The organism is Bradyrhizobium sp. MOS001 (assembly GCF_004634465.1).
GTDB classification, from domain to species: Bacteria; Pseudomonadota; Alphaproteobacteria; order Rhizobiales; family Xanthobacteraceae; genus Bradyrhizobium; species Bradyrhizobium barranii.
The window spans coordinates 281,825-305,124 of the sequence record NZ_SPVJ01000006.1 but is presented as its reverse complement, the minus strand read 5'-3'; the positions used below and the strand labels follow the sequence as shown (position 1 = coordinate 305,124).

The 23,300-nt window shown below is 64.5% G+C and carries 22 protein-coding genes; 6 read left to right on the top strand and 16 right to left on the bottom strand.

The features are described from left to right. Nucleotides 1–20 precede the first annotated feature (20 nt). The 3 genes from CT676_RS12445 to CT676_RS12435 form a co-directional block, all read right to left on the bottom strand. Nucleotides 21–557, bottom strand: coding sequence for an SRPBCC family protein (locus tag CT676_RS12445; protein ID WP_063981081.1), 537 nt, complete (start codon nt 555–557; stop codon nt 21–23). Nucleotides 558–634: 77 nt separating this feature from the next. After that, nucleotides 635–1,936 carry an RNA polymerase sigma factor gene (locus tag CT676_RS12440; RefSeq protein WP_135214754.1) on the bottom strand — a complete coding sequence of 434 codons (1,302 nt, stop codon included), beginning with the start codon at nt 1,934–1,936 and terminating at the stop codon, nt 635–637. After that, a complete protein-coding gene (locus CT676_RS12435) occupies nt 1,933–2,301 on the bottom strand; it encodes a YciI family protein (RefSeq protein WP_135214753.1) in 369 nt (122 codons plus the stop codon). The genes CT676_RS12440 and CT676_RS12435 overlap by 4 nt, the downstream gene beginning before the upstream one ends. Before the next feature lie 141 nt (nt 2,302–2,442). Here CT676_RS12435 and CT676_RS12430 point away from each other — a divergent pair, with 141 nt between their 5' ends. Next, nucleotides 2,443–3,408: a glyoxylate/hydroxypyruvate reductase A gene (locus tag CT676_RS12430; protein ID WP_135214752.1), complete on the top strand. Its 966-nt coding sequence runs from the start codon at nt 2,443–2,445 to the stop codon at nt 3,406–3,408. Nucleotides 3,409–3,595: 187 nt separating this feature from the next. Here the strand turns inward: CT676_RS12430 and CT676_RS12425 are convergent, their stop codons facing one another. Further along, a complete protein-coding gene (locus tag CT676_RS12425) occupies nt 3,596–4,240 on the bottom strand; it encodes a TetR/AcrR family transcriptional regulator (RefSeq protein ID WP_028151469.1) in 645 nt (214 codons plus the stop codon). A 106-nt stretch (nt 4,241–4,346) separates the two neighbouring features. Here CT676_RS12425 and CT676_RS12420 point away from each other — a divergent pair, with 106 nt between their 5' ends. Beyond that, nucleotides 4,347–4,991: a glutathione binding-like protein gene (locus tag CT676_RS12420; protein ID WP_135214751.1), complete on the top strand. Its 645-nt coding sequence runs from the start codon at nt 4,347–4,349 to the stop codon at nt 4,989–4,991. 73 nt (nt 4,992–5,064) lie between these two features. Here CT676_RS12420 and CT676_RS12415 read toward each other — a convergent pair whose 3' ends face one another. The 3 genes from CT676_RS12415 to CT676_RS12405 all read right to left on the bottom strand — a co-directional run bounded on the left by CT676_RS12415 (nt 5,065) and on the right by CT676_RS12405 (nt 8,018). Further along, nucleotides 5,065–5,832 carry a transporter substrate-binding domain-containing protein gene (locus tag CT676_RS12415; RefSeq protein WP_063981076.1) on the bottom strand — a complete coding sequence of 256 codons (768 nt, stop codon included), beginning with the start codon at nt 5,830–5,832 and terminating at the stop codon, nt 5,065–5,067. A 36-nt stretch (nt 5,833–5,868) separates the two neighbouring features. Beyond that, a complete protein-coding gene (locus CT676_RS12410) occupies nt 5,869–6,210 on the bottom strand; it encodes a cytochrome c (protein WP_135214749.1) in 342 nt (113 codons plus the stop codon). Nucleotides 6,211–6,299: 89 nt separating this feature from the next. Beyond that, on the bottom strand, nt 6,300–8,018 hold the full coding sequence (locus CT676_RS12405; RefSeq protein ID WP_063981075.1) for a PQQ-binding-like beta-propeller repeat protein: 1,719 nt from the start codon (nt 8,016–8,018) through the stop codon (nt 6,300–6,302). Between the two features lie 604 nt (nt 8,019–8,622). Here CT676_RS12405 and CT676_RS12400 point away from each other — a divergent pair. Both CT676_RS12400 and CT676_RS12395 read left to right on the top strand, forming a co-directional pair. Next, nucleotides 8,623–10,035 carry a DUF4403 family protein gene (locus CT676_RS12400; RefSeq protein ID WP_135214748.1) on the top strand — a complete coding sequence of 471 codons (1,413 nt, stop codon included), beginning with the start codon at nt 8,623–8,625 and terminating at the stop codon, nt 10,033–10,035. Between the two features lie 23 nt (nt 10,036–10,058). Beyond that, nucleotides 10,059–11,228 (top strand): alpha/beta fold hydrolase, encoded by a 1,170-nt coding sequence (locus tag CT676_RS12395; protein ID WP_244623158.1) that lies wholly within the window; start codon nt 10,059–10,061, stop codon nt 11,226–11,228. A 27-nt stretch (nt 11,229–11,255) separates the two neighbouring features. On the opposite strand, the gene CT676_RS12390 is transcribed toward CT676_RS12395, so the two are convergent. From CT676_RS12390 to CT676_RS12365, 6 genes are all read right to left on the bottom strand, one after another. Beyond that, complete coding sequence (locus CT676_RS12390; protein ID WP_135214746.1) at nt 11,256–12,905, bottom strand: hydantoinase B/oxoprolinase family protein; 1,650 nt, start codon at nt 12,903–12,905, stop codon at nt 11,256–11,258. Between the two features lie 2 nt (nt 12,906–12,907). Continuing rightward, a complete protein-coding gene (locus CT676_RS12385; protein WP_135214745.1) occupies nt 12,908–14,992 on the bottom strand; it encodes a hydantoinase/oxoprolinase family protein in 2,085 nt (694 codons plus the stop codon). Nucleotides 14,993–15,125: 133 nt separating this feature from the next. Then, the gene (locus tag CT676_RS12380) at nt 15,126–15,947 is read right to left on the bottom strand and encodes an NAD-dependent protein deacetylase (RefSeq protein WP_135214780.1); all 822 of its coding nucleotides are present in this window, start codon (nt 15,945–15,947) and stop codon (nt 15,126–15,128) included. A gap of 172 nt (nt 15,948–16,119) precedes the next feature. Next, on the bottom strand, nt 16,120–16,491 hold the full coding sequence (locus CT676_RS12375) for a signal transduction histidine kinase (protein WP_135214744.1): 372 nt from the start codon (nt 16,489–16,491) through the stop codon (nt 16,120–16,122). Between the two features lie 68 nt (nt 16,492–16,559). Next, complete coding sequence (locus tag CT676_RS12370; RefSeq protein WP_071909721.1) at nt 16,560–16,964, bottom strand: hypothetical protein; 405 nt, start codon at nt 16,962–16,964, stop codon at nt 16,560–16,562. 10 nt (nt 16,965–16,974) lie between these two features. Then, nucleotides 16,975–17,274, bottom strand: a complete 300-nt coding sequence (locus CT676_RS12365; RefSeq protein WP_223153857.1) for a hypothetical protein — start codon at nt 17,272–17,274, stop codon at nt 16,975–16,977. Between the two features lie 356 nt (nt 17,275–17,630). Here CT676_RS12365 and CT676_RS12360 point away from each other — a divergent pair, with 356 nt between their 5' ends. Beyond that, nucleotides 17,631–17,891, top strand: a complete 261-nt coding sequence (locus CT676_RS12360; protein ID WP_085401819.1) for a DUF1488 domain-containing protein — start codon at nt 17,631–17,633, stop codon at nt 17,889–17,891. Between the two features lie 52 nt (nt 17,892–17,943). On the opposite strand, the gene CT676_RS12355 is transcribed toward CT676_RS12360, so the two are convergent. Then, entirely contained in the window at nt 17,944–18,780 is an 837-nt protein-coding gene (locus CT676_RS12355) for an SDR family oxidoreductase (RefSeq protein ID WP_135214743.1), read from the bottom strand. Nucleotides 18,781–18,854: 74 nt separating this feature from the next. Further along, nucleotides 18,855–20,174: a solute carrier family 23 protein gene (locus CT676_RS12350; RefSeq protein WP_135214742.1), complete on the bottom strand. Its 1,320-nt coding sequence runs from the start codon at nt 20,172–20,174 to the stop codon at nt 18,855–18,857. Between the two features lie 162 nt (nt 20,175–20,336). On the opposite strand from CT676_RS12350, the gene CT676_RS12345 reads away from it, so the two are divergent. After that, nucleotides 20,337–21,671: a dicarboxylate/amino acid:cation symporter gene (locus CT676_RS12345; protein ID WP_071909716.1), complete on the top strand. Its 1,335-nt coding sequence runs from the start codon at nt 20,337–20,339 to the stop codon at nt 21,669–21,671. 25 nt (nt 21,672–21,696) lie between these two features. Here the strand turns inward: CT676_RS12345 and CT676_RS12340 are convergent, their stop codons facing one another. Continuing rightward, nucleotides 21,697–23,292, bottom strand: a complete 1,596-nt coding sequence (locus tag CT676_RS12340) for an ABC-F family ATP-binding cassette domain-containing protein (protein ID WP_135214741.1) — start codon at nt 23,290–23,292, stop codon at nt 21,697–21,699. Nucleotides 23,293–23,300: the final 8 nt, after the last annotated feature.

Genomic DNA, 23,300 nt, shown 5'->3' with positions numbered 1-23,300 from the left:
CCTTGGGGCAGCAAGCCTCGTTACTTCTCGGTGAGCTTCTTCAGGCTGGCGAGGCCGGCCTCGAAGTCTTTGCCGATCATGTTGTCCATGTTGATGAACACCTGCATCACCTTGGACATGAACGGCGCCGGACCGTACATCGCCCATGTGACCAATGTGGCATCGCCTTGCGGCACAAAGGTGAACTCGGCGGTGTTGTGGCCTTCGAACGGGCGCTCGAAGTCGAGCTTGATGCGAAGCTTCGACGGCGTGCTCGCCTCGAGGATTTCCATATGCCCGGCGCCGACATTATTGTTGCCGTCCCAGGCATAGGTCGCGCCCTTGCCTGACGCGGTTCTGCCGAAGGTCCGCTTCATGCCGGGGTCGCGATCCTCATAGGGCGACCAGCTCATCCAGAAATGGAAATCGGCAACGTGCGGATAAATCGCATCGGCCGGCGCCTTCACGGCGAGCGAGCGCTCGACACGGAACGTATCGGGTTTTGTCAATGCGAAGACGAGGACCGCGGCTATGCCGACGGCGAGGACGACGGCGATGATGGCAATGGCTTTCAGCATGAGTGGCTCCCTGGATATGGAATTAAGACGAAGGGGAACGGCGGGAGCCGACAATCGGCGGGACGAAATTTTGGCCGTCACTTTGCCTTCGCGCCCTGCCTGGCGCTCCCGTTGCCGCCCTTCGGCTGGCTGTCCCGGATCAGGCGATCAATATGCATGCGGATGTGGGCGGCTTCCGCCGAAGTATTGGCGAGTGCGATGGCGTGGTCGAAGGCGATGCGGGCTTCGTCGTTACGGCCGAGCTGCATCAGGAAGGCACCACGCACGCCGTGGAAATGAAAGTAGTTGGTGAGTTTCGGCGCCAGCGGCTCGATCAGCTCGAGCGCCGCTTGAGGCCCGCGCACCTTGGAGACCGCAACCGCGCGGTTGAGCGTCACCACCGGCGAAGGCTGCATCAGTTCGAGCGCGCCGTAGAGCAGATCGATCTGCGTCCAGTCGGTTTCCTCGGGCGTCGACGCGCGCGCATGCAGCGCGGCGATCGCGGCCTGGACCTGATAGGGGCCGCTGCGGCGATGGCGCATCGCCTTGTCGATCAGCGCCAGGCCTTCCGCGATCATGTTGCCGTTCCACAGCGTACGATCCTGGTCGTCGAGCAGGATCACCGCGCCGTCCGCGGCAAAGCGCGCGGCGCTGCGCGCATGCTGCAACAGCAGCAGCGCCGCGAGCCCCATGATCTCCGGCTCACTCTGGAACAGCCGCAGCAGCAACCGCGCCAGCCGGATCGCTTCCTCGCACAGCGGCTTTCGGATCTCCGCCGTGTCGCCGCTGGCCGAATAGCCTTCGTTGAAGATCAGGTAGATCATTGCGGCAACGCCGGCGAGCCGCTCGGAGCGTTCGACCGCACCAGGCGTTTCGAACGGCGCCCCGGCCTCGGCGACCTTCGCCTTGGCACGGGTGATGCGCTGTTCCATCGCCGCTTCCGAGACCAGGAAGGCGCGCGCGATCTGCTTCACGGTGAGGCCGGAGACAATGCGCAGCGCCAGCGCGATCTGCTGGGTCGCCGGCAGCTGCGGATGGCAGCAGATGAACATCAGCCGCAGGATGTCGTCGCGGTAGTGCGAACCGTCGAGCCGCTCGGCGAGTGCGCCCTCGGCGTCGTCGAGATCGGAGATGGCCTGGTCATCCTCCGGCAGCGGCTGCTGCTTGCGGGCGCGGCGGACCTCGTCGATGGCGACGTTGCGGCCGACCATGATCAGCCACGCCGCGGGATCGCGCGGCGGCCCGTTCTGCGGCCAGGTCTTGAGCGCGCGCAGGCAGGCGTTCTGGAAGGCCTCTTCGGCGGTGTCGAGATCGCGGAAATAGCGCAGCAGCGCGCCGACCGCCTGGGGTCGCGCCGAGGTCAGCGCGGTCTCGATCCAGGCGGTATCGGCCTCGCTCACGTCGAAATTCCTCCGGGCCGGAATACGCCGACGGGGCGCACCTCATAGGCGCCGCCGGGATTGGCCGCGCCGAGCTCGCGCGCGACGTCGAGCGCCTCGTCGAGGTTCTTGCAATCCACGATGTAGAAGCCGAGCAATTGCTCCTTGGTCTCCGCATAGGGGCCATCGAGCACCAGCGGCGGGTCTTCCTTGCGCAGCGTCGCCGCCGCCGTGGTCGGCAGCAGCCGCGCCACCGGACCGAGCCGGCCCTGCTGTGTGAGCTTGTCCTGCACCACGGCGAGCTTCTTCATCACGGCCTCGTCCTGGTCCTTGCTCCAGGAGCCGACGAAGTCCTCGTCGTGATAGCAGAGGATCGCATAAAGCATGGGCAGCACCTTCCTGAACGCTTGTTTTTAAGACGATCCAATATGCCCCGCCCCGACAGGGCTGCGGAAAAAATTTGCGAGAAAAATCCGTCGGATCGTGCCAAGGAGGGTTTTCAAAACGGAACCGACGAGGCACTTCGAATGAGCATGGGCACACTGGCCGTCCTGATCAACAGCACGCAGCAGAATTGGCTGCCGGAGCGCTGGAAGGCCCGGTTCGACGCGGTCTGCGGCGGCCGCCGCGTGGTGCTGCTGCCCGACGCCGGGCTCGATCCGGCCGAGGTACACTATGCCGCGGTGTGGAAGCCTGTGCCAGGCGACCTCAGCTCTTTCCCCAATCTGCGTGCGATCTTCAATCTGGGCGCCGGCGTCGACGCGCTGATGGCCGACAAGAGCCTGCCCGACGTGCCGCTGGTGCGCGTCGCCGTGCCTGATCTCACCAATCGCATGACCGAGTATGTCGTGCTGCACGTGCTGATGCACCACCGCCAGGAGCTGTACTTGCGGGACTCGCAGCGCGCAAAGCGCTGGGAGCCGCAATATCAGTGGCCGGCGAGCGCCGTCACCGTCGGCGTGATGGGGCTTGGCACGCTCGGTGCCGATGCCGCCGACGTGCTGCGCCGGCTCGGCTTCCGGGTTGCCGGCTGGAGCCGCAGCCCGCGCACGATCGAGGGCGTGGAATGCTTCCATGGCGCCGCGCAGATCGACGCGTTCCTGCGCAAGACCGACATCCTGGTCTCACTGTTGCCGCTGACGCCGGATACGCACGGCATCCTCAACCGCGACGTCTTCACCAAGCTCAACCGCAGCAGCCCGCTCGGCGCGCCCGTGCTGATCAATGCGGGTCGCGGCGGCTTGCAGAACGAAGCCGATATCCTGGCCTGCCTCGACGACGGCACGCTTGGCGCGGCCTCGCTCGACGTTTTCGTGCAGGAGCCGCAGCCTGCCGACAGCCGGTTCTGGACCCACCCCAAGGTGCTGCTGACCCCGCACAACGCGGCCGACACCGACGCGGATGCAATCTCGGCCTATGTCGCCGAGCAAATCGCAAAGTTCGAGGCCGGCGGTGCGCTGGAGAACGTGGTGGACCGGGCACGGGGATATTAGACGCTTCGGCAGGCTGAGAGAGGCCCGCACGCGCCCCACCCTCGCTGTCGTCCCCGCGTACGCGGGGACCCACACCGCGTGATTTATCGTTGCGGATGGTCGCAGTACCGAACGACCAGCCTTCGCCAAACTTCTCTCTGTGGTTATGGGTCCCGGGCTCGCGCTGCGCGCGCCCCGGGACGACGGCCTAACTTTTGGCCCCCACCATCACGTCAATCGCACCCTTCACGATCGCCTCGAGTTCTTTGCGCGACACGCGGGCGCGGGAGCGGATGGCGATCGAATGCACGGTTGCGGAGGCGAGCTGCGCCAGCACGGCCGGGTCGGCGCTCGCGGGCAGCTCGCCCTTCTCCTTGGCGCGGCGGAAGCAACTGGCAAAGGCCTTGTCGAGTTCGGTCAGTCCATCCAGCACCATGGCACGGATCTCGGGATCGCCGACAGCTTCGGACGCCGCGGTCACCACCGTGAAGCAGCCGCGCGGACCGGTCTCGCCGGAGAGATAGATGTTCAGCGCGGACGCGAAGATGCGCTCGAGCCGCTGGCGCACCGGCATCTCCTGGCGAAAGATCTCGACCATCGAGGCGCGCGCGTCCTCGCGGTAGCGCTGGTAACTCTTGATGTAGAGCTCGCGCTTGTCGCCGAAGGCGCCGTAGAGGCTCGGCCGGTTCATGCCGGTCGCTTCGCTGAGATCGTCCAGTGACGTCGCCGCAAAACCCTGCCGGCGGAACAGGTCGAGCGCCTTGCCGAGCGCGACATCGGGCTCGTAGGCGCGCGGGCGCCCGCGGCGCTTCGGCTCATTGGCAGCAGCTGGCGGCTTCGATTTTTGTACCATCTCGCAAATTAATCCTTGACCGCCGACATATTATACAAGATGGTACAAAAATCAATCTGGCCAGGTTGAGCGACACCCAAAGAGGAATTGCCCAAGGAGGCCCAAGATGGATCTTTATTTCTCGCCGCTCGCCTGTTCGATGGCGACCCGCGTCGCGCTGTATGAAGCCGGCGCCGAAGCGAATTATCTCGAAGTCGATCCGCCGACCAAGAAAGTGCTGAACGACGGCACCGACTTCCGCACGGTCAACCCGATCGGGCTCGTGCCGACGCTGCGCACCGACGAGGGCGTGGTGCTGACCGAGAACGCCGCGATCCTGCAATATGTCGCGGATCGGTTCCCGCAATCCGGCCTCGGTGCGGCCCATGGCATCGATCGCACCCGGCTGCATCAATGGCTCTGTTTCATCGGCACCGAGCTGCACAAGGGCCTCTTCATTCCCCTGCTCGACCGCAAGGCGCCGCAGGAAACCAAGGCCTATGCACTGGAGAAGAACCTGTCGCGGCTCGACTATCTCGACAACTACCTGAAGGGGCGCGACTTCCTGCTCGACCATTTCAGTGTGGCGGACGCCTATCTCGTCACGGTCATCAATTGGACCATGGCGACCCCACCGATCGAGCTCGCCAAATGGCCGAACGTGAAGGCGTATCACGACCGCCTGCGCCAGCGGCCGTCGGTCGCGAAGGCGATCGCCGAAGAATTCGAGCTGTACAAGGCCGAGCAGGCGCGGAAGAAGGCGGCGGCTTAAGGCCAAAGCGATATCTTCGCAGAGCGACGTCGTCCTTGCCAAACCGGGACGGCGTCGTTCTTTCGGCAATCGGCTACCTCGGCGCTTGCAGCACGATCCCATAGCGACCGTAGATCCGATCGATCGTACCGTCGTTGCGCAGCCGTTCCAGCGCTCCGTCGATCGCCTCGCGCAACGCATCATCCGGGCGGACCATGCCGACGGCGACATTCCAGTTGAGATCGGCCACGCCCTCGTCGCGATCCAGGATCCGGAGTGCCTTGTCAGGATGCGTCAGATTGAAGTAGCCCGCCGCGGTGGGCGTGACCGCAGCCGCATCGATCTCCTTGTTTGATACGGCGTCGAGGCTGTCGGTCTCGAAGCCGAAGATCGATATGGGCACGTGCCGCTGACCGATGATCATGGCGGCGACAGAGCCGACCTGCACCCCCACCTTGGTATGCTCGCCGAGGCTCTTGAACGATGTGAGCGCGCTGGATGACGGCACCGCGAGCGCGACGCCCGTGCGATAGTACGGTTTCGAGATCCTCAAGCGGGTCTCGCCTTGCGCTTCGCGATCGGCGATGACATCCAGAAGAATGTCACAATTGGCGCTGCGCATTTGGTACTGCGTGATGATCCAGTCGAGCCGTAGCGAGACACCGAGCTCGCGTGCCAGCACCTGTCCCAACTCGACCTGAAAGCCGGATGGATCGCCGCCCTTGCGCGCAAAAGGAAGCGAGTTGGGATGCGCGCAGAGTCCGAGCGCGCCACTCGCGCGGATCGCCTCCAGGGTTCGCGCCTGCGCCGGTCCGGACAGCCCGATGGCGGCACCGACGATAATCAGGACAATTGCCTTCATGCCGCGTCTCATCTGGATGGATCAGGTCCCGGCGGGTCAGCCCTCGCGCGGCTTCAAGGCGCGGATATATTTGACGATCTGGTCGATCTGCGCGTCACTGAAGCTCTCGCCGAATGCCGGCATCGCACCTTGCTTGCCGATCTTGATACGGTTGTGCAGAAATTCGTCGTCTCGTTGCGAATTCATCAGTTGCGGTCCCCTGCCAGCAGCCCGGCCGCCGTCGGAGTGGCAAAAGCCGCAGGTGCCTGCGAACAACTGCTCGACGTCCAGTGACCCGTTGTCCGGCGCCGGCGTGGCAGATTGAGCTCGAGCCACCACAACGCACAGCAACGAAGCGCCCAGCACCGCCGGAAGCGACTTCAAATGCAGTTTCAACACGTCCGCTCCATTCCTGAATCACGCCCGGCCGCTGCAATCGACCGAGGAGCGGGTTTGCACCCGCTCCTCGGCAGATCGTTTGAGACAGACTATTTCAAGCTGAAGACGACGAGGGCGCCGTCGTCACGCGGCATGCTCTTGTAGACGCCGCCGAAGTTTGGCGCATATTCGTCCGCCAGCATGCCGCCGAAGCCGGCCGCCACGGCGATATATTGCTTGCCGCCGACGGAGTAGCTGACGATACCGCCCTGGTGGCCGGTGCCGTTGTTGTGCTTCCACAACTCGGCTCCGGTTTCGGCATCGTAGGCGTGAAGGATGCCACGGGAGTCGGGTACGAACACAAGATTACCCCCGGTCGACAAAACGCTCCCAAGCGGCGGCTCGGGAAAGCGAACCTCCCATTTTTTCGCGCCCGTTATCGGGTCGCGCGCGTCGAGATGTCCGTAGATCTCGCCGCTCGGAGGCGGCACCATCTTGAAGTCGGCGCCGATGTTGAGCTGGACCTGGGGCGCGGTGACCGGCGTCGTCTTCTGAATATCCAGCGTCATGCACCATTCCTGGCCGATCTTGTAATAAAGACCGGTCTTCGGGTTGTACGAGCCGGCATTCCAGCTGATGCCGCCGCCAATGAAGGGACACAGCGGTACTTCAGTGACTTTCCCGACAGGGAAATCGCGACGGCCGATCAGCGCGCCCGTCTTGGGATCGATATCCTTGACGAAGTTGATGTTCTCAACCAGCCGCCAGACGTTCTTCACGCCAAGATTACGGTCGTAGACGAAGACGAAGCCGCCCTTGTTCGGATGAACCACGTATTTCTGGCCATCGCGCTCAAGCATCACGAACTCGCCGACGGCGCTGTCGAAGTCCCAGGCGTCGTGAGGCAGTTCCTGATGGTAGGATTTCAGCTTTCCGGTATCGATATCGAGAGCGATGACCGAACTCGTATAGAGATTGTCGCCGGGACGCGCACCTTGCGTCTTGTAATCAGCGCCCGACCAATCGTAGAGCGGCGCCGGGTTCGCGGTGCCCCACAGGACGGAGTTGGTCTCGGAGTCGTAGGTGCCCGGCATCCAGCCGCCGCCACCGCCCGTGCGCCAGGAATCGTTGCCCCAGGTCTTCATGGCCTCGTCGGTGCCCGCGACCGTCAGAAACTCCCACTTTTTCTTGCCAGTGGTGGCATCGACAGCGAAGATCGGGCCACGGCCCGGCCATTCACCCCCCTGCGAGCCGATGATGACGCTTCCCTTCGCGTAAAGCGGCGCGCCAGTGAAGCCGACCGTGAGCTTCTGCGAGTCGATCAGCCTGGTTTCCCAGAGAACCTTTCCCGACTTCGCATCGAGCCCGAACAGACGACCATCCATCGTACCGACGAAGACCTTGCCTTCACCAAGGGCTACACCGCGGTTGTAGGGCGAGTGGGTCTGTCGGCTGATGAGCGCCTCATCGAGTTCCGGAAAGAACGACCAGATGACCTCGCCGGTCGCGCCGTTCAGCGCAAAGACCCGGCTGTACGAACCCGAATAATAGAGCACGCCGTCGGCCACGAGCGGCATTGACTGCAGGCCGCGCGTCGATCGTCCGGGAATGTGCGTCCAGGCTACGCCCAGATTGCCGATGTTGCTCGCATTGATCTGCGCGAGCGGGCTGTAGTGATGGGATTTGTATGAACCGTGATAGGTGAGCCAATCGTTCTGACCGGCGTTCTCGATCCGGGCAGTATCCACGGATTGGGCCAACGCCGCCGACGCCGCAAGTGTCGCGCCGACAACAAGAGGTAGACCAGAATTACACCAACGCTTCTTCATCCGTTCCTCCCGCTTTTGTGTTTTGTTGAACTCGCGTCTCGCAGACGCTGCGAGGGATGTTTGCAGCTCGCTAAGTGTCGGTTCTTCTCCATCGCATATGAGCTGCCAACAGCTCTCGATCTCTCTCGGCGGACATCGCCAAAAGGAGCTACGTTTCCTGGACTGGTTGCTGTTGCACTCCTGCTCGCTCTCACAGAGTACGCCGGATGAGGGAGGGCGCAAAGATGGAATGCGCGAGCGGCGCGAATTTAACGCGCAGCACGAATTTGAAACGTCAGCTGCGCTGACCATTTCGTCTTGGCCACAGATCTCGGACTCAAAAATCGCAGCGCCCACGGAGAAGCTTCATCGCGTGATCATTTGGACGGGGGCGGCGTCAATCTCTTTTGAGCAATTCAAGAACGGCCATCATAACGGAGCGATATACAAAGCCTTGCTCAAAGCGCGACGCCGCGCCATACAAGTGCCGCGATACGCGACCATTGAATACAAGCAATAATTGATCCACTGACCGCCCTCTCCTTCCGCGATTTTGCTCTGAAGACCGAATGGCCCCGCGGCCGGCGGCCTGGGCGCGAAGCAGGGCCAAGCTGGAATAAGAAGAATGCCCGTTTCTTTGCGAATTGTTCATTCGACGAAACGTGCCGGGCTTGTTGCGCTCGCCCTCACCGCACTCGCGCAAGCCGCGCACGCCGCCGACAAGCCGCCGCTCGCTCCCGATCCGCCGGCGCCGCTCGCCACGACCTCGCGGGTGTCTGCAACCATCGAGTTCGGTCTGCCGGCGCTCGCCAAGGCGATCGAGCAGGATATCCCCAAGCGGCTTGCCACCATCGACGAGCGCGTCAACTGCGTGCACCGCCGCGTACTGATGTTCCGTGTCAACGCCAATTGCGACGTGTTTGGCTTCGTCAATCGCACTAGCGGCGTCTCGCTCTATGGCCGCGGCGACCGCGTCTATGGTGCAGTCTCGATCTACGGCGCGGCCGAAGGCCAGGGCGCCAACCGCTTCACCGCGCGCATCCGCGGCCAGACCGAAGCGCGCGCGACCATCGAGGCCGAGGCACGGCCCGCGCTGCGCAAGGACTGGTCGCTCGACCTGAATTTCAGCGACTCCTTCCACTGGAGCGAAGCACCTTATTTGCACGTGCTCGGCCGCGAGTTCGATCTTGCGCCCTACGTCGAGCCGCGCATCCGTACGCAGCTCGCGCGCGTGCGATCACGTGCGCTGGCCGCAGCAAGGAAACTCAATCTGCGCGACAAGGCGGCCGCTGCCTGGACGCATGCGTTCGAGCCGATGAAGCTCGCCGACGAGCCGCCGGTCTGGCTGCAAGTGACGCCGCAAGCTGCCGCATTTGCCGGCGTGCGGGCCAACGACAAGGTGTTGTCCGGCTCGCTCGAACTCTCCGGCAGCGCCGTGACGTCGATTGGGCAGCAGGGTGCGAGCGTCACCCCGACATCGCTGCCGCCGCTTGGCACCGACGTGACCGCGCCGGGAACGTTCGACGTCATCCTTCCGGTCCGGCTCGGCTATGACGCGATCAAGGACAAGATCAGCCAGGCGATCGCCGCGCTGCCGGCGCAAGACAGCGCGTTGCGCGAGGTTCAGGTCTATCCGTCGGCGGGCAAGCTTGTGATCGGCCTGCGTCTTGCGAAGACGTCGGACAGCGACCCCAATGCAGGCCAATGGAGCTATCTCTCCGGCGCACTGAAGGTGGACGATACCAGCAAGAGCGTCGCGCTTGCCGATCTCGATCTCGCCGCGCAGGACGGAGAGGCAAACCCCGGCTTGCAGTCGATCGTCGCGCAATTGAAGCAGGCCGTGAACATTGACTATGGCGTCTCCTACCAGAACCTGCTGATGGCGGCGAACCAGCGGCTGACGCGTCCGCTCAAGGACGGCTTCCGTATGGAAGGCAAGCTCTCCTCGGTGCAGTTCGACAAGGCCTTGCTGCTTGCCGACGGGATCACACTCGCGTTGCGCGCGAGCGGCGAGCTGAAAATCCTGTACGGGATGTGATCGTGCGCTGGAGCGGATCGCAAATGCTTGTCGCCGCCCGCGCTCTGATGGCCGCACTCGTCATGTTCGCCGCCGGCATCGTGACTGCCCACGCGCAATCGGCATTTTACGACGCACCGGCATCGCTTGCGGACGGACCGCCTGGCAGTCTGGTGCGGCAAGAGCCGATGGACGGCGCGCCGCTCGGCGCATCGGCCTTTCGCGTGCTCTATCGCTCAACCGGATTGAAGGGCGAGCCCATTCTCGTCTCGGGCGTCGTCATCGTGCCGCAAGGACCGCCGCCACCGGGCGGCCGCCCGATCGTGGCCTGGGCGCATCCAACGTCAGGCATTGTGCCGCGCTGCGCGCCGTCGCTCGCGATCTTCCTGTTCCAGCAGATCCAGGGACTGCGCTCGATGGTGGCGCGTGGCTACATCGTCGCGGCGACCGACTATCCCGGGCTCGGCACGCCGGGTCCGCATCCTTATCTCGTCGGCGAGAGCGAGGGCCGCGCCGTGCTCGACATCGTGCGCGTCGCGCGCGATCTGCCGGGCGCCGGCGGGACTAAGGATTTTGCCTTGTGGGGACACTCGCAGGGCGGACAGGCTGTGCTGTTTGCCGGGCAGCTGGCGCCGACCTATGCGCCCGATCTCCATCTGCTCGGCGTTGCCGCTGCGGCGCCCGCGACGGATCTCGCCACGCTGATGAGCGACGACATCAACTCAGTCGGCGGCAAGAACATCACAGCGATGACGCTGTGGTCATGGCATCGCGTCTACGACGCCGCGCTCGACGGTGTCGTCGACCCGCGCGCACTTCCGGCGATCGACCGACTGGCGCGCGAATGCATCGAACGTCCCTTCGATATCTTCATCCGGCAGCGGACCGAGCGGCCGCTCCAGAAATATTTTCTGACCGTGCCGGATCCGACCAAGCGCGAGCCCTGGCGCTCGCTGCTGGAGAAGAACAGCGCCGGCACGTTGGCCGCCGGCATGCCAGTGTTCCTCGCTCAAGGGACTGTCGACCAGATCATCCGGCCCGCGGTGACGCGCGCCTATATGAGCCGGCTGTGCAAGGCGGGCAGCCCCGTGAAAATGGTCACCCTTCCCAACATCGGACACGGCCGCGCCGCACAGGCGAGCACGATGGCCGCTGTGAACTGGTTGACCGACCGCTTTGCCGGGAAGCCGGCGCCGAACGACTGCGGCGGGTAATCGCCGCAGTCGTTGCCGGAGCGTTAGCTACCCATAAACGGCAACAGCGTTGTCAGCCGACACGAGACCGCTCTCAACGTCATCCTTGATCGCTGCACGATCGCGCTCCTTGGGGTCACCGATACCGGCGCCGCCCGGCGTCATCACCACCAGCCGGTCATCCGGTGGAATGGTCTGAAAGCCCTTGCCACGCATCTTCTGGCCGGACTTCAATCCGACATAGCCGGCCTCGCCGTTCTTGCCGCCGTCGCGACCGCGCGGCGGATGGTCGATGCGGTCGAATGCAGCGAGGATGTCGAAGGGCGCCTCGATGCCGCTGCCGACCTCGATGATCTGGCCGAGGCCGCCGCGGGTGCGCCCTGCCCCGCCGGAATCCGGACGAAGCTCCTTGCGCCAGAAGATCAGCGGCGTTTGCGTCTCCGCGATCTCGACCGGCGTGCCGCGCACGCCGCTGGGATAGGCGGTGGCCGACAGCCCGTCCTTCGCAAATCGCGCGCCGGTACCGCCATTCGAAGTTACCGCCATCGAGAACCCGTAATTGCCGCCAGCACCTGAGCGGGTCTGTCCGCGGACGTTGAGATTCCACAGGCACGAGGTACCTTCCGCGGGCACGCGCTCGGGAATGATCTGGCGCAGGCAGCCGAACACCACGTCCGGCAGCATCTGTCCGACGATATGACGCGACGCCACGGGCGCCGGCTTCGGCGCATTCAGGATCGCGCCCGCGGGAGCCGACACCGTCAGCGGCGACAGCGAGCCGGCATTGTTCGGGATCTGCGAGGCGACGACGCAGCCGAGGCCGAACACGGTGTAGGCCGTGGTGTAGGACAGCGGCACATTGATGCCGAACTTCGAGGCGGCCGAGGTGCCGTCGAAATCGACATGGATGCCCGTCTCGGAGATCGTCAGCGTCGCCGCGAGCGTCACCGGCGCATCATAGCCGTCGACGACCATGGTGTTGTGCCAGCTTCCCTTCGGCAGTTTTGCGATCTCGGCCAGCACGGCCTCGCGCGAGCGGTCGCAGATGTAGTCGCCGAGCTCGTCGAGCGTGTCGATCTCGAACTCGGTCATCATCTCGACCAGCCGTTCGCAGCCGACGTCGTTGCAGCCGGCCAGCGAATAGGTGTCGCCCTCGGTGTCGATCGGCAGCCGCGTGTTGGTGCGGATCATCGCCATCAGCGTCTCGTTGACGACGCCCTGGTCGATCAGCTTGAGCATGGGGATGTAGAGCCCCTCCATGAACACGTCGGTGGCGTCAGGGCCGAAGCCGATGCCGCCGATGTCCATGAGGTGGCTGGTGCAGGAAAACAGCGCGACCGGCTTGCCGTCCTTGAAGCAGGGCGTGGTGACGACGAAGTCGTTGAGATGACCTGTGCCCATCCAGGGATCGTTGGTGATGTAGGCGTCGCCTTCCTTCATCGTCTCAATCGGGAAATGCGCAATGAAGTGCTTGACCGATTCCGCCATCGAGTTGACGTGGCCGGGCGTGCCGGTCACGGCCTGCGCCAGCATCCGTCCCCTGAGGTCGAACACGCCGGCGGAGAGGTCGCCGCATTCGCGCACGATCGGGCTGAAGGCGGTGCGGAGCAGCACCTGCGCCTGCTCCTCGACCACGGCGATCAGCCGGTGCCACATGATCTGAAGGTCGATCAGGCTCGCGCCATTTGCCTTGGTCATGATCAGGCCGCCTTTCGTTCCATGACGATGCTGCCGGCACCGTCGATATGGGCGTCAAAACTGTTGGAGACGAAGGTGGACGTTTCGTCCTCGGCGATCACGGCGGGACCCGCAATGGTCGCGCCCGGTGCCATGTCCTCGCGGCGATAGAGCGGGATCTCGATTACTTCCCCCGCGCGTCCGTCGAAGAATTTGCGGCTGCCCGAGGCCTTGCCGGCGGGCTTGCGCGCAACGGAAGCGACGACAGAAGGATGGTGCGCATCGGTGGTCGCGAGCACCGACCAGCTCAGGACCTCGATCGCGGCGCCCGGGATCGGCCGCTCGAACATCGCCGAATAGTCGGCCTCGAACTTCTGGCGTAGCCCGGCGAGATCGGCCGATGTCAGCCGCCGGTTCGGCAGCTCGACCGAGATCTCGTGGCCTTGGCCGACATAGCGCATGAAGGCTGCACGGCGTTCGCGCACTGGCGCACCGGCCGCGCCCGGCTCCACCAGCGCGCGCGCTTCAGTCACCATCTCCTGGAGCAGCTCCGAGACCCCCTCGGTGTCGAAATCATCGAGGCGGACATGGCGGCTGCGCACCAGCTCGTAGGCAATGGGAGCAGCCAGGAAGCCGACCGCCGAGCCGACGCCGGCATTCGAGGGCACGATGACCCGCGAGACGCCGATCTTCTCGGCGACGCGCGCCGCATGCAACGGCGCCGCGCCACCGAAGGCGATCAGCGTGTGCTGGCCGACGATCTCGCCGCGCTCGACCGCATGCACGCGCGCCGCGCTCGCCATGTTCTCGCAGACGACCTCGTGCACGGCGTAAGCCGCGGTTTCCGCCGACAGCCCCAGCGGCTCACCGACGGCGCGCAACAGCGCCGCCTTTGAAAGCTCCGGGCTGAGCTTGATCGTGCCACCCGCAAAGGCGTCAGGATCGATCATACCGAGCGCAACGTCCGCATCCGTCACGGCCGGACGCTGGCCGCCGCGGCCGTAGCAAGCAGGTCCCGGCTCCGACGAGGCGCTCTCGGGGCCGACAGTGACACGCTTCATCGCATCGACATGCGCGATCGAGCCGCCGCCGGCGCCGATCTCGACCATCTCGATTACGGGGATGCGCACCGGCAGGCCGGAGCCCTTCAGGAAGCGCGCCGCGCGATCGACCTCGAATACGCGCGAGGTCTCGGGCTGGTATTTTTCGATCAGGCAGATTTTTGCGGTCGTGCCGCCCATGTCGAAGGACAGCACCTTGCTCTCGCCGAGCCGCGCTGCGATCTGCGCCGCGAAGATCGCGCCGCCGGCGGGACCGGATTCGACGAGGCGCACCGGAAAGCGCCGCGCCGTCTCGATCGAGGTGACGCCGCCGCCGGAGGTGACGAGATAGATCGCGCCGCGGAACTGCTCGACCTGCAAGGCATCCGCCATGCGGGCGAGATAGCCGTCGATCAGGGGTTGCACATAGGCGTTGGCGACCGCAGTGGACGTGCGCTCGTATTCGCGGATCTCCGGACACACCGCAGAGGACACGGTCACGGAGATACCAGGCATCTCCTCGCTGAGGATCGCGGCCGTGCGGCGCTCGTGCTCGGGATTGGCGTAGGAGTGCAGGAAGGCGATCGCGACACTCTCGACGTTCAGCGCGCGCAATTTTGGCGCGAGTGCACGCACTGCCGCCTCGTCCAGCGGGAGGCGAACGGCGCCGTGCGCGTCGATGCGCTCCGGCACGGTGAAGCGGAGGGACCGCGGCGCCAGCGGCCTCGGCTTGTCGATGCTGAGATCGTACTGGTCATAGCGGCTCTCGGTGCCGATATCGAGCACGTCGCGAAAGCCGTCGGTCGCAATCAGCGCGGTCTTGGCGCCGCGGCGCTCGATGATCGCATTGGTCGCGAGCGTCGTGCCGTGAATGAAGACGTCGATGTCGCTCATATGCGCGCGCGCGTCAGTGAGAATGAGACGCATGCCGTCCAGCACCGCCTGCTCCGGCCGCTGCGGCGTGGTCAGCACCTTGCGCGTCTTGCGATCCTGCCCCACGTCCAGCACGATGTCGGTGAACGTGCCACCGATATCAACGGCAAGCCGCACCTCGGCTCCCTCAAGCATTCCAAATTCTCCGTGCTGATCGACAAACTGCGCGAAAACCGCAGCAATTTTCATACCAGCGACAACGCCCGGGGTGAAGCGTCCGAGCCGTTTTGCGTGGCACCTATGCGGTAGAAGGGTGCGGCCCACGCGCTCAGAGCAGGAATGCAAGCGCCGCCTCGCAGCGCTCCTCGACCTTGAGCGTGAGGAGATCGTCGGCGCGGGTGCGTCCGAGATTGACCGCGGCGATCGGGATCTGCCGGTTCGCGGCAGACTGCACGAAGCGGAATCCGGAATAGACCATCAGCGAGGAGCCGACGATCAGCATGGCGTCGGCCTGCGCCAGATGATCCTGCGCGGTGGCGACCACGTCGCGCGGAACGTTCTCGCCGAAGAACACGACGTCGGGCTTGAGGATGCCGCCGCAGGCTTCGCAGGCGGGCACCTTGAACGACGAGAAATCCGCATGCTCGAGATCGGCGTCACCATCAGGCGCATCGGCGGCGTCGAGCGTCAGCCATTCCGCATTGGCACGGCCGAGCCTGTCCTGGAATTCGTTGCGCGGGGTGTTCGCCCCGCAGCCCATGCAGCGGACCAGATCGAGCCGGCCATGCAGGTCGATCACCTGCCGGTGGCCGGCGGACTGATGCAGCCGGTCGACGTTCTGGGTCAGCAGCATCTCGCAGCGCCCGCTCGCCTCGAGCCGGGCCAGCGCATGATGCGCATCGTTCGGCCTCGCCTGGCCGAACCGCCGCCAGCCGATCAGGCTGCGCGCCCAATAGCGCTGGCGCGTAGGCTCTTCCGACATGAAGGCCTGGAAATTGACCGGCTGGGTCCGCTTCCAATTGCCATGGCTGTCGCGATAATCGGGAATGCCCGAATTGGTGCTGCAGCCGGCGCCGGTCAGCACGAACAGACGTTCGTGCCGGCCGACGAAATCTTCGAGCGAACGGTTTGCCAGCGGAGGTTTTGCCATGGCGCAGATGTAGTTCACGCCGTGTCGTTTTGCCAGATCACCCCCGCGCCGGCAGCTCGAAGCCGGCGATCAGCTTTTAGCCTGCGTCAGCCCGAGCAGGCCACGCCGCTTACCTTTGTGACGGGGCACATTGGCAAACCAGTGGCCGCTACCGGGCGGCGTTCCAATCGGATCAGGCGCGCCGGTGAAATGCCGGCGGCAACGGCTCGCGCACCAGTTCGCTGAGATTCAAGGTCTCCCCGCTTTCCGCAATGTCCGAGAACAACACCTCGACAAACGGATGCTGACGGTTGAACCGGGTGCCCCGCTGGTATTTGGCGCTCACGATGTGCTCAAGCGCGGCAAAGTTCCGTTTGCCAAGCGCGTTGTATTGCTTCCGGAACAAACTCTGACGTCCGCCACTGTGCTCGACCGATTCAGCCCAAACGTCCATCACCTTGCGACTGACGAACGCTTCGACTTCTCTCGTGCCTTCCTGGGCAAGAAGCCGCAGCCCGTCCATGGCATGCAGCTCTTCATCGATACGGAATCTTGTCAGTGCCATCGGGATCCTCCTGTTGTTTGCGTCCATATGCTTCGCGAACCGCGCCTCTCGCTCAGCCCCTGAACATGTCAGATCTTGGCGGGATCGGCGTCGTGCCTATGCTTGTGAAGAAACCGGGCAATCTGCCCGCGGAGCGCCGCCGTATCCAGCAATGTCCCAACCGATCCGGCGGTATCGAAGATCTCCCGCTGGAGCGTCGTCGGCAATGAATTCCATTGCATGATGACGGCCGCACCGAGACAGCGCAAAACGCGCTCTTCCTCCGCCGCGAGGGCCGCGCCACGCAGTCGCTCCGTTTCCCCGGCGTTGACTGCATCCACATATTGGTCCGCGAGCATCTGCTCGTTGTCCGCGCGCGATGTGTGGCTGTCCTGCAGTTGTTCGAATTTGCGCGTATCGGCTTTGCCGGGCGAATTCCTCGCCAGTTCGCCATACGCGGCCGCTTTTGCTCGGTAGTGAAGAAATTTGAACATGCGGGCTCCTTCAGCAGCGGTCCTTCGCCGCCGAGAAATACGCGAGGATTTCAGCGGCATTTCCGAGGATCGCTGCCCGGCGCATTGCCACCGTGCGCTTGTCTCCCGACGGCAGCTTGCGGGCTCGATCGAGGGCGTTGATCGCCCTGGAGTTCAACTCGCAAGCCAAAGAGACCGGGATCGATTCTGACGAACTGCTTGCTTGAGTCGATGGCGAAGGCACGCCGAGACCGGCTACCATTGTATGAGCATCGATGCGGCGATCAACACCACGAAGAAAACCGGCAGCAAGACCGGAGGTACGAGCCACTCGCGAAGGCTGAATCTAGGGGAATCCGACATACTGACCGCCTGTTGGTTCCGGCGGGAGCGCAATGCTCTCAGTCACCGATGACAGCCGAGGGGCGCGCGGTGATAAACTGTATGTAGTGATCCCTTCGCCGAATAGCGAGGCATATCAAGAAACTATTTGTCGCGATCGGCATTGAATCGGATTGCTGCCCTGTTGCCAAATCTTCATTTGAGAGTGGCGCAACCGGCGCGTCTTCGTCTGGACGGAACGTCCGTGTTCCTGACGTACGCGGGCCGAGCGTCGGCCACCCGGCGAGCCCCGACTCAAACGGCGAAAGGCTGGCGCGCGGCACCTGCAACCTGATCGGCCTGACCATGATCGACTTTCCAAATCACAGCCGCTCGTATGACCGGACGCGGCATGCCGTGCGGTTCTGGGGACACGACAGCGCCATCGAGGCCTCGTTCTTCATCGACGAAGACGCATTGAAGCGGATTCAACCGGGTACCCATTCCAGCGAATCGGGATTTCTGATCGCGTTCGATTCCAACCGCGACTTGATATGTGCCGCTGCGGCCAAAAAGTATGTCCGCGGCAGCCGGGGCTCCTACGACCTGCTCGCGGGAGATTTTTGAGGCGGTCGGCACGGGGTGATGAGTTCGTGGCTTCGGTCGTGAATCCACGTTTCTAGCTCGCCCAGTTCTCGCGAAACTCGGGGAACAGCGTCAGGCCTCCGCAGGCGTAAATGGTCTGGCCCGTGATGTAGCTGGCGTCATCCGAGGCGAGGAAGGCGAACACGGCGGCGATCTCTTCCGGCGTGCCGACCCGTCCCAGCGGAATGTGGCTGGTGACGACGCCGCGCTTGACGGGATCACCGGTCCAGGCCGCGTTGATCGGCGTGTCGATCGCGCCCGGGCCGACCGCATTGACGCGAATGCCGCGGCCGGCGAATTCCAGCGCCAGCGTGCGCGTCAGATTGGCGATGCCGCCCTTGCTGATCGAATAGGCGAGATAGCCCGGCTTCGGGATGATCTGGTGGACGCTGGAGCAGTTGATGATGCTGCCGCCTCCGCCGCGCGCGACGAAATGGGCAAGCGCCTTCTGCGCGCAGACCACGGCGCCGTTGAGATTGACGTCGATGATGCGGCGGTAGGTGTCGATGTCGAGCGCCTCGCTCGGCGACTCCCGCTGGAAGCCGGCATTGTTGACGAGACAGTCGAGCCGCTTCCAGCGCGAAAGCACTGTCTCGAACATCGCGGCGACCTCCTGCTCATTGCTGACATCGGCCCTGACGACGACATGATCGAGCTTGCCGTGGCCGCGGTCAGCCGATCCTGTCCTTGCGAGCGCGAGCGTCTCCTCGGCCCTCTCGGGGTGATCGACATAGTTGATGGCGACGGTCGCGCCCTCCTGCGCGAGCCGAATGGCGATGGCGCGGCCGATGCCTTGCGAGGCACCGGTCACCAGCGCGTATTGGCCGACGAGGCGGGAGGAAAACGGGGTCGAGCGATCGGTCTGCGGCATGAGCTTTCTCCGGGGATGCTTCATCATGGACGGAACCGGCGTTTTGTTCCATCCCGCTTGCGCATCGCAGGGATTCACCCGGCGCGGCGCGCGAGCGGCGAGGTCAGGATCTGGTAGAGAATGATGGCGCCGAAGGTCGCCGTGCCGATCCCGCCGATCGTAAACGCGCCGAATTTGAACGTGAGGTCGCCGGCGCCCGCGGTCAGCGCCACGGCGACGGTGATCAGGTTCGCAGGATTGGCGAAATCCACCTTGTTCTCGACCCAGATCCGTCCGGCCATCGCGGCGATCAATCCGAACAGCACGATCGAGAGGCCGCCGATGACGGGGCCGGGAATCGACAGGATCAGTGCGCCGAACTTCGGCGAGAAGCCGAGCAGGATCGAGACCGTGGCCGCGAATGCAAACAACAGTGTCGAATAGACCTTCGTCGCCGCCATGACGCCGATGTTCTCGGCATAGGTGGTGACGCCGGTGCCGCCGCCGCAGGCCGCCACGATGGTCGCGAGGCTGTCGGCGAACAGGGCGCGGCCGAGATAGCCATCGAGGCTCCGGCCCGTCATCGCGCCGACGGCCTTGATGTGACCGAGGTTCTCGGCGACGAGGATGACCGCAACCGGCGCGATCAGAAAGATTGCATCGGCCTGGAAGGTCGGCGTGGTAAAGCTTGGCATGCCCAACCACGGCGCGGCCGCGAGCTGCGCGAAGTCGATCGGCTTGCCGAAGCCGAGGCCGTTCGCGAACAGCAGGTACAGGAGATATCCGCCGATCGCACCGAGGATGATCGGCAGGCGGCGCCACAGGCCTGGAGCGGCAACGGCCACCACGCCGATGATCAGAACCGTCGCGAGCCCGATCCAGGTGTCGAACGCGTTGACGCTCACCGCCTTGACCGCCACGGGCGCGAGATTGAGGCCGATCGCGGCGACCACGGCCCCGGTGACGGCCGGCGGCATCAGGCGCTCGACCCAGCCAACGCCGGACCACATCACGATCAGCGCGATCACGCCGTAGAGCACGCCGGCGCCAACGATGCCGCCGAGCGCGACGGAGAGATTTGGATTCGGCCCCTGCCCGGCATAGCCGGTGGCGGCGATGACGACGGCGATGAACGCGAAGCTCGAGCCGAGATAGCTCGGCACGCGCCCGGCGACGATGACGAAGAAGATCAGCGTGCCGATGCCGGAGAACAGGACCGCAACATTGGGATCGAACCCCATCAGCAACGGCGCGATGATCGTCGAGCCCGACATTGCGACGCAATGCTGGAGACCGGAGACGACGGTCTGGCCCCATGACAGCCGTTCCTCCGGCATGATCACGCCCGAGGCCTTGAATTTCCAGCGCGGAAAATAGCTCTGCGGCTGCGCGTCCGAGCCCATCGTGGTTGTCATATTCCCCCCGTTGCGGTGCAGCGACTGATCTTCGTGCGATCCGACAAAAATGTGATTGTCGCTTCTGCGGCGACCATCACATGATGCGAGTCATGCAAGATTCAAAGCTTGCAAAATCCAGATCTTGCAGAATCAAAATCAATGCGTTCCGGGGCACACACTATGACACAAGTCGCGATCCAGCCAGCCGTCCATCGCCGGCATCAGCCCTGGTACAAGATCCTCTACATCCAGGTCCTGATCGCGATCGCACTCGGGGTGCTCATCGGCTATTTCTATCCTGATCTCGGCAAGGAGCTGAAGCCGCTCGGCGACGGCTTCATCGCGCTGATCAAGATGATGATCGCGCCTGTGATCTTCTGCACCGTGGTGCACGGCATTTCCTCGATGGGCGACCTCAAGCGCGTCGGCCGGGTCGGGCTGAAGTCGCTGATCTATTTCGAGACGGTCTCGACCGTCGCGCTCGCCATCGGCCTGCTCGTCGGCGAGATTCTCCAGCCCGGGCACGGCTTCAACATCGATCCCGCCACGATCGATCCGAAGTCGGTCGCGACCTACGTCACCAAGGCCAAGGAGGAAGGCATCGTCGCCCATCTGATGGCGATCATTCCCGACAGCTATGTGGGCGCGATCGCGCGCGGCGACCTGCTTCAGGTGCTGCTGATCTCGATCCTGTCGGGCTTCGCCATCGCCTTCCTCGGCAAGGCCGGCGAGCCGATCGCGGAGGCGATCGACAAGGCCGCGAAAATGTTCTTCGGCATCATCCGCATCATCGTGCGCGTGGCGCCGATCGGCGCGTTCGGCGCGATGGCGTTCACCGTCGGCGCCTACGGCCTCGGCTCGCTGCTCAACCTCGCGGCCCTGATCGGCACGTTCTATCTCACCAGCATCCTGTTCGTGTTGATCGTGCTGGGCTCGATCGCGCGGCTCTCCGGCTTCTCGATCCTGCGCTTCATCGCCTACATCAAGGACGAACTCTTGATCGTGCTCGGCACCTCCTCGTCGGAAACGGTGCTGCCGCAGATGATCCAGAAGATGGAGCATCTCGGCGCCTCGCGCTCGGTGGTCGGCCTCGTCATTCCGACCGGCTACAGCTTCAACCTCGACGGCACCAACATCTACATGACGCTGGCGACGCTGTTCCTCGCGCAGGCGACCAACACCCATCTGACGATCTGGCAGGAGCTCGGCATTCTCGGCATCGCCATGATCACCTCGAAGGGCGCCTCGGGCGTGACCGGCGCCGGGTTCATCACGCTTGCCGCGACGCTCTCGATCGTTCCCGACATCCCGATCCAGTCGATCGCGATCCTGGTCGGGATCGACAAGTTCATGAGCGAGTGCCGCGCGCTGACCAACCTGATCGGCAACGGTATCGCCTGCGTCGTCATCAGCATCTCCGAAGGCGAGCTCGATCGCGAGGCTCTGCACGAGACCATGGCTCATCCGCTGGAGATGGGCGAGGCGCTGGAACCGGGCGGCAGCGCGGCCTCGTAGGCCGCGCCACGCAGCCGGTAGAGCCTCAGAGAGTCGCGTTGGCGACCAGCTCGACCCTGCGCGCGATCTCGATCGCCTGCAGGAACGCCTCGTCGTGACTGACCACGAGCAGCGCGCCGTCATAGGCCCTCAAGCCTGCCTCGACGGCTTCGATCGAGTCGATGTCGAGGTGATTGGTCGGCTCGTCCAGGATGAGCAGGGACGGCGGCGTCGACCCGCCTAGAACGCAGGCGAGGCCCGCACGAAACAGCTGTCCGCCACTCAGGCTCCCCACGATCTGCGAGGCGGCATCGGCGCGAAACGCGAACCGGGCCAGAGCAGCATGGCACTCGTTCGCGCTCGCTTTCGGATTGAGACGCCCGAAATTGTCCAGGATGGAGATCGCGGGATCGAGCAGGCTGACCTTCTGGTCGAACAGCGCGAAGTCCGGCCTGACCCGCACGGTGCCCGCGAACGGGCGCAACTCGCCTGTGACGAGCTTGAGCAGCGTTGTCTTGCCGGAACCATTCGGCCCGACGACCCCGACGCGCTCCGGGCCGACGAGCGTGAGTGAGAGATCGCGCAGGACCGGCTGCTCCGGCTGATAGCCGGCGTTGACGCGATCGAGCCATACCACCTCCCTGCCCGCCGGCAGGCCGGTCGGGGGCAGCTTGACCGACAGCGGCTGGCGAATCTCGACGCGCCGGCGAGCCGTGTCGACGGCCTCGATCGCCTCCGCGCGCCGCCGCTCGGCGATCTGCGCGGTCTTTCCGCCGCTGTCCTCGCTGCGGTCCTTGCGTGCACCGGCGAGAATGCGCGGCATGTCGCCCTTGGCGCGCTTCTTCCTGCCGCCGCTGTCCTTGCGCGCCTTGCGTTCCGCCGCCTCCTGCGCCTTGCCGTCGATCTCGGCGAGATGCTTCTCGGCATGCGCAAGGTCGTGCCTGACGGCGGCGAGCTCGATGGCCTTCTGCTCGCGGTAACTGCTCCAATTGCCGCCGTACCGTCTTGCCCCGAGCGATGTCATCTCGACGATGGCATCCATGGTCTCGAGCAGGTCGCGGTCGTGACTGACGACGATCGCCCCGCCCCGCCAGCCTGCGAGCAGGTCGACCACTGACTTACGTCCATCCCGATCGAGATTGTTGGTGGGCTCATCGAGCAGCAGGAAGTCCGGCTCGGCGAAGACCAGCGCGGCCAGACGGATCCGCGTGATCTGCCCGCCCGACAAACGATCCAGCTCCGTGTCGGTATCAGGATCGAACCCGACACGCGCGAGCGCGGACGCAAGCCGCGCTTCAAGCGTCCAGTCGACGTCGGTGACTTCGTCGGCGAATGCATCGCCCCGCTCGGCACGGCGAAGCAGCTCCAGCGCTGCGCGCGCGCCGAACAGATCGATCACCGCGGCGCCCGCAGGAAGCTGGACGTCCTGGCGGAGCATTCCCACGGTTCCGCTCACGAGAACGCGTCCCGCTTGGGGAATGTGCTCTCCGGTGATCGCAGCAAGCAGCGTTGTCTTGCCGACGCCGTTGCGGCCGACGAGACCAGCCCGTTCGGCACCAAATGTCAGGTTGAGGTCGGAAAGGAGAGGACGGCCGTCAGGCGTGGACAGCGAGAGGTTCGACAGAATGATCGATGCAGGCATGGAATTCC

What these genes read in the sequence shown, in the direction of transcription:
- CT676_RS12405 (WP_063981075.1), bottom strand. Translation starts at nt 8,018, where the DNA reads ATGAAGAAGCGTTGGTGTAATTCTGGTCTACCTCTTGTTGTCGGCGCG.
- CT676_RS12370 (WP_071909721.1), bottom strand. Translation starts at nt 16,964, where the DNA reads ATGTTCAAATTTCTTCACTACCGAGCAAAAGCGGCCGCGTATGGCGAA.
- CT676_RS12390 (WP_135214746.1), bottom strand. Translation starts at nt 12,905, where the DNA reads ATGACCAAGGCAAATGGCGCGAGCCTGATCGACCTTCAGATCATGTGG.
- CT676_RS12385 (WP_135214745.1), bottom strand. Translation starts at nt 14,992, where the DNA reads ATGCTTGAGGGAGCCGAGGTGCGGCTTGCCGTTGATATCGGTGGCACG.
- CT676_RS12340 (WP_135214741.1), bottom strand. Translation starts at nt 23,292, where the DNA reads ATGCCTGCATCGATCATTCTGTCGAACCTCTCGCTGTCCACGCCTGAC.
- CT676_RS12375 (WP_135214744.1), bottom strand. Translation starts at nt 16,491, where the DNA reads ATGGCACTGACAAGATTCCGTATCGATGAAGAGCTGCATGCCATGGAC.
- CT676_RS12360 (WP_085401819.1), top strand. Translation starts at nt 17,631, where the DNA reads ATGATCGACTTTCCAAATCACAGCCGCTCGTATGACCGGACGCGGCAT.
- CT676_RS12400 (WP_135214748.1), top strand. Translation starts at nt 8,623, where the DNA reads ATGCCCGTTTCTTTGCGAATTGTTCATTCGACGAAACGTGCCGGGCTT.
- CT676_RS12435 (WP_135214753.1), bottom strand. Translation starts at nt 2,301, where the DNA reads ATGCTTTATGCGATCCTCTGCTATCACGACGAGGACTTCGTCGGCTCC.
- CT676_RS12380 (WP_135214780.1), bottom strand. Translation starts at nt 15,947, where the DNA reads ATGGCAAAACCTCCGCTGGCAAACCGTTCGCTCGAAGATTTCGTCGGC.
- CT676_RS12395 (WP_244623158.1), top strand. Translation starts at nt 10,059, where the DNA reads ATGCTTGTCGCCGCCCGCGCTCTGATGGCCGCACTCGTCATGTTCGCC.
- CT676_RS12350 (WP_135214742.1), bottom strand. Translation starts at nt 20,174, where the DNA reads ATGACAACCACGATGGGCTCGGACGCGCAGCCGCAGAGCTATTTTCCG.
- CT676_RS12415 (WP_063981076.1), bottom strand. Translation starts at nt 5,832, where the DNA reads ATGAAGGCAATTGTCCTGATTATCGTCGGTGCCGCCATCGGGCTGTCC.
- CT676_RS12425 (WP_028151469.1), bottom strand. Translation starts at nt 4,240, where the DNA reads ATGGTACAAAAATCGAAGCCGCCAGCTGCTGCCAATGAGCCGAAGCGC.
- CT676_RS12420 (WP_135214751.1), top strand. Translation starts at nt 4,347, where the DNA reads ATGGATCTTTATTTCTCGCCGCTCGCCTGTTCGATGGCGACCCGCGTC.
- CT676_RS12345 (WP_071909716.1), top strand. Translation starts at nt 20,337, where the DNA reads ATGACACAAGTCGCGATCCAGCCAGCCGTCCATCGCCGGCATCAGCCC.
- CT676_RS12445 (WP_063981081.1), bottom strand. Translation starts at nt 557, where the DNA reads ATGCTGAAAGCCATTGCCATCATCGCCGTCGTCCTCGCCGTCGGCATA.
- CT676_RS12430 (WP_135214752.1), top strand. Translation starts at nt 2,443, where the DNA reads ATGAGCATGGGCACACTGGCCGTCCTGATCAACAGCACGCAGCAGAAT.
- CT676_RS12355 (WP_135214743.1), bottom strand. Translation starts at nt 18,780, where the DNA reads ATGCCGCAGACCGATCGCTCGACCCCGTTTTCCTCCCGCCTCGTCGGC.